The organism is Mesorhizobium sp. M6A.T.Ce.TU.016.01.1.1, from assembly GCF_003997065.1.
Classification (GTDB): Bacteria; Pseudomonadota; Alphaproteobacteria; order Rhizobiales; family Rhizobiaceae; genus Mesorhizobium; species Mesorhizobium mediterraneum.
The window spans coordinates 608,143-615,434 of the sequence record NZ_RZTJ01000001.1 but is presented as its reverse complement, the minus strand read 5'-3'; the positions used below and the strand labels follow the sequence as shown (position 1 = coordinate 615,434).

The window sequence follows — 7,292 nt, the reverse complement described above, 5'->3', positions numbered from 1 at the left end:
CCTTGTGTTGGGCTAGAGCGGCGGGCTTTCAAGTCGAACCGTACCGCCGCTCTATCTCTTTTGTTTGAGCATCGGATTTTCCAAAACCGACACACTGGTCGCTGAAATTCAGGCTGCCTTGCGGACAGAAACGACCGGAAAGTCGATCTCCGTCCTAGCAACCTCATTGACATAGTTGGTCCAGACATTGAGAGCGACATGCTGGACGATCTCGATGATCTGCGCATCGTCGTAGCCTGCGAGCCTGACGGCGCTGAGATCCTCGTCACCGATATGGCCGCGGTCGCGCGCAATCTTGGCGGCGAAAAGCACGGCCGCGGCGGCCTTGGGATCGTTGGACCCGCCCGCACGATTGGCGACCATCTCGGCATCGTCAAGCTTGGCGAGGTTCTTGCCGAGATAGGTATGGGCGGAAAGGCAGTAGCTGCAGCCATTGATCTCGGCGACCGCCAGAGCGATGCGCTCGCGCGTCGGCGCGGGCAGGCGGCCCTTGGCAAGCGCTCCGGACAGACCGAGATAGCCTTCAAGCGCAGCCGGGCTATTGGAAACGAGCCTGAAGAGGTTTGGGACGACGCCGAGTTGCTTCTCGACGGCATGCAGCATCGGCCGCGACGCAGCAGGCGCGGCCTCTATGGACGCGGGTGTAGGGATACGGGGCATCGGCATTCCTTCTCGTTGATCAGCTTCGCCGTCAAACATGGACCCTTCCATGTTTTGGATGTAGCTGTCATATTTGCAATCAATCCTTCCATTTCCCGGGAGAAGCATGGATCGCCTCGAGGCTATGTCGCTTTTCGTCGCCGCTGTGGAGGCCGGCAGCCTTTCGGCCGCCGGACGCCGTTTCGGCATCCCGCTTGCGACGGTCAGCCGCAAGGTCTCCGACCTGGAGCGGCATCTGAAGACGCGTCTCCTGAACCGCTCGACGCGCCAGCTGACGCTGACCGACGCCGGTCATGCCTACCTCGCTGCCTGTCATCGCATACTCGACGAGGTCGGCGAGGCCGAGCGTACCGCCGCCGGCGAATACAGCGCCCCGACGGGCGAACTGATCATCACCGCACCGATCGTCTTTGGCCGCCTGCATGTGCTGCCGGTCGTCACCGGCTTCCTCGCCGCCTACCCCGACGTGGCTATCCGCCTGATGCTTGCGGACCGGATAACCCAGTTGACCGAGGAGCACATCGATCTCGCCGTCCGCATAGGCGAGCTTCCCGACTCGAGCCTGGTGGCCACCCGCATCGGCTCGATCCGGCGCGTTGTTTGCGCGACGCCGGCCTATCTGGCCGAACACGGCACGCCGGAGACCCCGAAAGACCTTGCGTCACACAGCTGCATCACCTTCGAGGGGCTCACCGCTCCCGCCACGTGGACCTTTGCCACCGGCAAGACCGAACTCGCTGTTCCGATCCGCTCACGGCTTCGGGTCAACACTGCGGAAGCGGCGATCGATGCCGCGATTGCCGGCGCCGGCATGACGAGGGTGCTTTCCTACCAGATCACTGCTGCGGTGCGGTCCGGCACACTCTGCACCGTGCTGGAGGCATTCGAGCCGCAGCCATGGCCGGTCAGTCTCGTGCACGCCGGCCAGGATCTGCTGCCGGTGAAACTGCGTGCGTTCCTTGATTTCGCCGCCCCTCGCCTGAAGAAGCGGCTGGTGCAAGCGACGTGGCAGGCCTGACGAACGGATAGCGGGTTCGGATCGATCTCGCACCGTTTCCTTTTTGCCCACGCTTGGTGTAACCAACGCACACTTCCTCACCGGGCACTTCCCACATGCTCCATATCCGCTCGCTGGCGTTCAACCTCGTCTTCTACGTCAATCTGATCGTCCAGATGATCATCTGGACTCCGTACTATTTCCTGTCGCCGCGCCACCGCGCCTGGTTCGTGCCGAAATTCTGGTCGCGCACCAGCATGTGGCTCTACGACAAGATCGCCGGCACCAAAAGCGAGATCACCGGCCAGGAAAACCTGCCTGAGGGTTCCTTCATCCTGGCACCCAAGCACCAATCCTTCTGGGATGCGATCGCCTTCTTCCCCTTCCTGCAGGATCCGATCTACATCCTGAAACGGGAACTGACCTGGATCCCGTTCTTCGGCTGGTACATCCTGAAAATGCGGATGATCCCGGTCGACCGCGGCAGCCGCTCGAAGGCGTTGAAAGCGGTGGTCGCCGCGACCAAACAGGAGCTGGCGCGCAATCCCCGCCAGCTGATCATCTATCCCGAGGGCACACGCCGGGCGCCGGGCGACGAGCCGGCCTACAAATACGGCATCGTCGAAATCTATGCGCAGCTTGGCATTCCGGTGGTGCCGGTCGCCCATGTCGCCGGCCTCTACTGGCCGCGGCGGAAATTCCTGCGCTATCCCGGCACGATCAAGGCCCGGTTCCTGCCGCCGATCCCGCCGGGGTTGGACAAGCAGGAATTCATGGAACGGCTGATCGGCGAGACGGAAGCCGCCTGCGACCAGCTGCTCGTCGATGCGTCCCGTGCGCCGAACCCGCCGTCCATGCCGCCGACGGCAGTGAAGCGGCTGAGGGAATTGGCCCCGACAACCCGGCCTGAACCGCCCGTCTGACCGGCAAGTCCCTAGGGAATCACAGCCAGCGCCGTGGTCAGAACCAGTGTCGCCGCAAACGTCAGATTGATGATCCGCGAGGCCAGCGGCTTGCGCAGAAAGCGCGCAAACGCGGCACCGGCGAGAAGCCAAATGACATGGATGGCGACGATCATCGAGACGAGGACCGCCAGCCTGAGCCCTGCATCGAGCTCACCGGCGGCCGACGTGCCGGCGAACACGGCGGCAATCGCCACATAGGCTTTCGGGTTGGCGACGGCCAGAAGAAAGCCGCCCAGGAAGGTGGGAAGTGCCGCCCCGCCGGTACGCGCAGCCAGAGGCGGAGCCGTTGCTATCTTGAAGGCGAGGTAGAGGATGTAGGCAGCGGACGCCACCGCCAAAAGCGGTGTGAGCCCCGGCACAGAGGCAAGCATGGCCGTGATGCCCGTCGCCACGACCAAAAGCACTGCGACCGTGCCAAGGATGATGCCCGAGGCGTAGCGGAGCGAACCGCGCAGACCGAAGGCCGCGCCAACAGCGGTGACGCTTATCGTCGCCGGCCCCGGACTGCCCATCACGACCGTCGATGCCAGCACAAGCGCCAGCAATTGCTGCCATAGTTCCGGATGGGAAAAGACCTGTTCGGCCATCTGTATACCAGTATCCCGACGCGATGCGACCAATCGTATGGCAGGGCAGACCAGGGCGTCTTGAACGATCGTGCGGAGCCATCCGGCGCAGGCCGCGCACGATCCTTGGCTGGCGTTTGAGCCGGCCGCCGCTTCGCGCTAGCTTCTATGCGCTCGCGCTGTCGAGCTCGGCGATATCGTCAGGACTGAGATTCAACGATGCGGCGCGGACGAGGCTGTCGACCTGGTCCAGCGTCGTGGCGCTGGCGATCGGCGCCGTGACGCCGGGCCGCGCGATCACCCAGGCGAGCGCCACGTCCGCCTGCTTGGCCGCGTGACGCGCCGACACCGCGTCGAGTGCCGCCAGGATGCGCATGCCGCGTGCGTTGAGGTAGGACTTCACGTCGTCGCCACGCGCGCTTTTGCCGAGATCGGCTTCGCTGCGGTACTTGCCGCTCAAAAACCCCTTGGCGAGGCTGAAATAGGTGATGACGCCGATATCCTCGGCCATGCACAAATCGCGGAGCGGCCCATCGAAGGCGGCGCGGTCATAGAGATTGTACTCCGGCTGCAGCACCGCGTAGCGCGGCAGGCCCCGCAGGCTTGCCACGTCGAGCGCGGCGCGCAACTGGCCGGCGTCGAGATTGGAGGCACCGACGTGGCGGATCTTGCCTTTTTCGAGCAGCTTTTCGTAGGCGCCGAGCGTTTCCTCGTAGGGGGTGGTCGGGTCCGGCCAGTGCGACAGATAGAGATCGACGACATCGGTCTGCAGCCGCTTCAGCGACGCGTCGATGGACTTTTCTATATAGGCGGCGGAGAGATCTTTCCTGCCCTGCCCCATATCCGACCCGACCTTGGTGATCACCACGACCCTGTCACGATTGCCGCGGCTCTTCATCCATTTGCCGATAATCGTTTCGGATTCGCCGCCCTTGTTGCCGGGAACCCAGCGCGAATAGGAATCGGCGGTGTCGATGGCGTTGAGGCCGGCGCCGACGAAGCGGTCGAGCAGGTCGAAAGAGGTTTTCTCGTCGGCGGTCCAGCCGAAGACGTTGCCACCCAGAACCAGCGGCGCGATGGACAGGTCGGTTTGACCGAGACGACGTTTCTGCAAGACTGATCTCCGTGGGGAATGGAAAGAATGGGGGCGAGAAGCCCTCGCTTAACCTATGTCGCGGCGTGGCAACGTCAAAGGCCTGGCCAACTTTTCCGACCAGCCAGCCTTCACAAAGGCGCGACCGCCGCGCTCGACGTTCCAGCCGATGTCTACTGGCTTTGGCGCCGGTATTCACCAGGCGGCAACCCGACCACGCGGTTGAAAAGGCGGCTGAATGACGCCGTATCCCGGTATCCGACCTGGTAACATATTTCGGCAATGCCGAGCTTGGTGCTTTCAAGAAGTGTTTTCGCGGCCTCAAGGCGCCGGTCCTGAATCCATCGGCCGGGAGTGGTGTGCAATTCATCGAAAAACCGGCGCGCCAGCGTTCGCGGCGACAGACCGAGTTGCGCACCAAGGAACGCAAGGTCGAGCGCTCCGAGCTGTTTTCTGGACAAGGCTTCGAGCCGGTCGCGGAACGCCTCTTGCGTAGGCGGCAGATCGGCGAGCGGGAACTCGTAAGGTGTCTGGATCTGCCGCGACGGTGGCAGCACCAGCAATTTGCGAACCAGGCGCTCCTCCCTGGCGAAGCCAAGATCGCGCAGAATCGCCTTGCCGAGCTCCAGGCCTGAAAAGCCGCCGCCGCAAGTGTAGATCCGTCCGTCCCCGATCAGCACACGTGAAGCGTCCCACCGCACTTTTGGAAAGCGGCGCTGGGCATCCGTCTTCAGCCACCAGGAGATCGTCGCGCGCTTTCGGTCGAGAAGACCGGCGTCTGCCAGGAAGTAACCGGCCCCGCAATGCGCGGCGATGATGGCGCCGTCGCGCTGCGCGCTTGCGATAAGCGGTGCGGCGTGGCGGCTCTCTTCCTCCAGCGCGGCAACAAGCTCCGGGATTTGCATGCCGGGCATGGCCAGCAGGATCAGCAGGTCCATGCGCTGCGAGGGTTTGCGTCTGGTGTGAAAGGAGATCCCAGGCGTCGTCGTGGCGTCAGCCTGCCGCGCCACGAATTCGAAGGAAATCGCCGGCGCGCCGCGAATGGTGTTCACCAGCTCGAACATTTCGACAAGTGTCGCGGCGACGGCCGAATAGAAGGTCGACGGCAGCCAGATCACGGCATGGAGGGGGCGGTTGTCCAAGATGCCTCCTTTGAACAGCTATGGCAAGTTTAGCATATAGATTGTCAAATCTGCCAATTCCGATTTTTGCCAGCCACCTTAGGTTCCGCGACACCGATGCAAACACCGGTGCTGCAATCTGGTGACGTCCAGGCTGCTTGCCCCAGATCGCCCGTTACTGGAGACCAACATGAAAGCAATTGTATTCGACGCAATCGGCTCGCCGCGGGACGTGCTCTATCTCGGCGACGTGCCCATGCCGCGAATTGGCGACGGCGAGGTGCTGGTCAGGATGGTCTCCGCCTCGGTCAACCCTGGCGACTTCCTGTTCATCCAGAACCTCTACCCCGAACCGAAGAAGCCGCATTTCCCCCGGCAGGTGGCCGGAAACCATGGCGCCGGCATTGTCGAGGCCGTTGGCGCGAACGTCGCTTTGAAACCGGGCACGCTTGTCGCGTTCAGCTACTACGACAGCTGGGCCGAATATGCGGCCGTTCCGGCCGAATGGCTGATCCCGCTACCCGCCGACTATCCGCTCGAACGCGCCGGGCAGATGGTGAATCCCATCACCGCCTGGGACCTCTTGGCGGACTCCCGCGTGCAGCCTGGACAGTGGCTGGCCGTCACGGCCGGCTATTCATCGGTTTCGACGATGGTGATGCAGTTTGCCCAACGGCGCGGCATCAAGGTGATCGCGCTCGTGCGACGCTCTCACGACAGGCTCGACCTGAAGCGGCTTGGTGCCGCGGCCATCCTCGATCTTTCGGACCTGGAGGCCGGCATCAGAGAGACGGTCATGGAAATCACGGCCGGCGCGGGGCTGAACGGGATCATCGATAATGTCGGCGGACCCGTCAGTGGCGAATTGATCCGCGCCCTCGCGATGGGCGGGCAGATGGTCATCAATGGCGGCATGAGCGCCGAGCGTTTCGAACTGCACAATTTCGACGTGCTGCTGAGCGGCGTCGAGATCAGGGCAAATATCTACCGCTACTTCTTTTCGCCGCCTGTCGAAGCCGACCGGCCAGTGTTGCACGAGATTGTCGATACCTTCGGCCAACCCGATTTCCATGTCCATGTCGGCGGCATCCATCCGCTGTCGGAGTTCAAGCTCGCCGTGACAAACAGCCTGGACCGCGCCGATCTCGGAAAACAGATTTTCAGGATGTAGCCCGGACCATCACCCGAACCGAAGGTCAGCGAAAAAGTAGGAACCGGTTTTCGGAAAAGATCATGGTCAACAGCGAAAGCGATCACGACCCGATCCGTTTCGCCACCTCTTCCAGCCAGTGGTCGCGGATCCCCAGCGCCTCGAGGTGCTCCAGCGTGCTGGACACGTAGTCCTCGTTCTTTCCTGACTGGCCGACGGCGCCGCGAACGACGGTCGCGGCATCCGCCGCATCGAGCGCGCCGGCATATTGCTCGTGGGTGCGGTCGACAACATAGGCGACCGCCGGGACAATCTCGCCCCCGTTCGTATCGCCCACGTTCATACCGTCATTGTCGAGGCGAATGCTAAGTGTGCGCTCGAGATAGACATTGGTGACCAGCTCGCGCTCGCGCAGATAGGTGATGACCTCGTTGCGCAGATCGCCGGGGACGCGGAAAGCCAGCCCGATGCAGGAGCCGCCACGGTCGAGGCCGAGCACCAACCCGGGCCGTTCGCGCGTGCCGCGATGCACGAAGGAGTAGACGCACAGCGACCGCCGATAGCCGTGAAGACGCGCGCGCCGCGTCTCGACATGCGCAAATCCCGGCCGCCAGATCAGCGAGCCGTAGCCAAAAACCCAAAAATCGCCCATATCGCCAAGCCTGGTTGCAGCACCGCACTGGAATCGGTGTTTTTAAAATCCGTCTCCGTCTACCCGATGTTGCCGGAAACGACAGTCC

Annotated in this window: 8 protein-coding genes; 3 read left to right on the top strand and 5 right to left on the bottom strand. The window is 62.9% G+C overall.

The window, feature by feature from the left end; genetic code table 11:
- Positions 1 to 108: 108 nt before the first annotated feature.
- A complete protein-coding gene (locus tag EOC94_RS03130) occupies positions 109 to 660 on the bottom strand; it encodes a carboxymuconolactone decarboxylase family protein (protein ID WP_095486032.1) in 552 nt (183 codons plus the stop codon).
- Between the two features lie 106 nt (positions 661 to 766).
- Between EOC94_RS03130 and EOC94_RS03125 the strand changes: the two genes are divergently transcribed.
- Positions 767 to 1,678: a LysR family transcriptional regulator gene (locus EOC94_RS03125; RefSeq protein WP_127288540.1), complete on the top strand. Its 912-nt coding sequence runs from the start codon at positions 767 to 769 to the stop codon at positions 1,676 to 1,678.
- Positions 1,679 to 1,773: 95 nt separating this feature from the next.
- A complete protein-coding gene (locus EOC94_RS03120) occupies positions 1,774 to 2,580 on the top strand; it encodes a 1-acyl-sn-glycerol-3-phosphate acyltransferase (RefSeq protein ID WP_127288539.1) in 807 nt (268 codons plus the stop codon).
- An 11-nt stretch (positions 2,581 to 2,591) separates the two neighbouring features.
- On the opposite strand, the gene EOC94_RS03115 is transcribed toward EOC94_RS03120, so the two are convergent.
- The 3 genes from EOC94_RS03115 to EOC94_RS03105 all read right to left on the bottom strand — a co-directional run bounded on the left by EOC94_RS03115 (position 2,592) and on the right by EOC94_RS03105 (position 5,423).
- On the bottom strand, positions 2,592 to 3,209 hold the full coding sequence (locus EOC94_RS03115; protein ID WP_127288538.1) for a LysE family translocator: 618 nt from the start codon (positions 3,207 to 3,209) through the stop codon (positions 2,592 to 2,594).
- 145 nt (positions 3,210 to 3,354) lie between these two features.
- Positions 3,355 to 4,302 (bottom strand): aldo/keto reductase, encoded by a 948-nt coding sequence (locus EOC94_RS03110; protein WP_126104733.1) that lies wholly within the window; start codon positions 4,300 to 4,302, stop codon positions 3,355 to 3,357.
- A gap of 152 nt (positions 4,303 to 4,454) precedes the next feature.
- A complete protein-coding gene (locus EOC94_RS03105; RefSeq protein WP_126104732.1) occupies positions 4,455 to 5,423 on the bottom strand; it encodes a helix-turn-helix domain-containing protein in 969 nt (322 codons plus the stop codon).
- A gap of 169 nt (positions 5,424 to 5,592) precedes the next feature.
- Between EOC94_RS03105 and EOC94_RS03100 the strand changes: the two genes are divergently transcribed.
- On the top strand, positions 5,593 to 6,573 hold the full coding sequence (locus EOC94_RS03100) for a zinc-binding dehydrogenase (RefSeq protein WP_127288537.1): 981 nt from the start codon (positions 5,593 to 5,595) through the stop codon (positions 6,571 to 6,573).
- An 82-nt stretch (positions 6,574 to 6,655) separates the two neighbouring features.
- Here EOC94_RS03100 and EOC94_RS03095 read toward each other — a convergent pair whose 3' ends face one another.
- A complete protein-coding gene (locus EOC94_RS03095) occupies positions 6,656 to 7,204 on the bottom strand; it encodes a gamma-glutamylcyclotransferase (RefSeq protein WP_095485953.1) in 549 nt (182 codons plus the stop codon).
- Between the last annotated feature and the right edge of the window lie 88 nt (positions 7,205 to 7,292).

What these genes read in the sequence shown, in the direction of transcription:
- EOC94_RS03100 (WP_127288537.1), top strand. Translation starts at nt 5,593, where the DNA reads ATGAAAGCAATTGTATTCGACGCAATCGGCTCGCCGCGGGACGTGCTC.
- EOC94_RS03130 (WP_095486032.1), bottom strand. Translation starts at nt 660, where the DNA reads ATGCCCCGTATCCCTACACCCGCGTCCATAGAGGCCGCGCCTGCTGCG.
- EOC94_RS03125 (WP_127288540.1), top strand. Translation starts at nt 767, where the DNA reads ATGGATCGCCTCGAGGCTATGTCGCTTTTCGTCGCCGCTGTGGAGGCC.
- EOC94_RS03095 (WP_095485953.1), bottom strand. Translation starts at nt 7,204, where the DNA reads ATGGGCGATTTTTGGGTTTTTGGCTACGGCTCGCTGATCTGGCGGCCG.
- EOC94_RS03120 (WP_127288539.1), top strand. Translation starts at nt 1,774, where the DNA reads ATGCTCCATATCCGCTCGCTGGCGTTCAACCTCGTCTTCTACGTCAAT.
- EOC94_RS03115 (WP_127288538.1), bottom strand. Translation starts at nt 3,209, where the DNA reads ATGGCCGAACAGGTCTTTTCCCATCCGGAACTATGGCAGCAATTGCTG.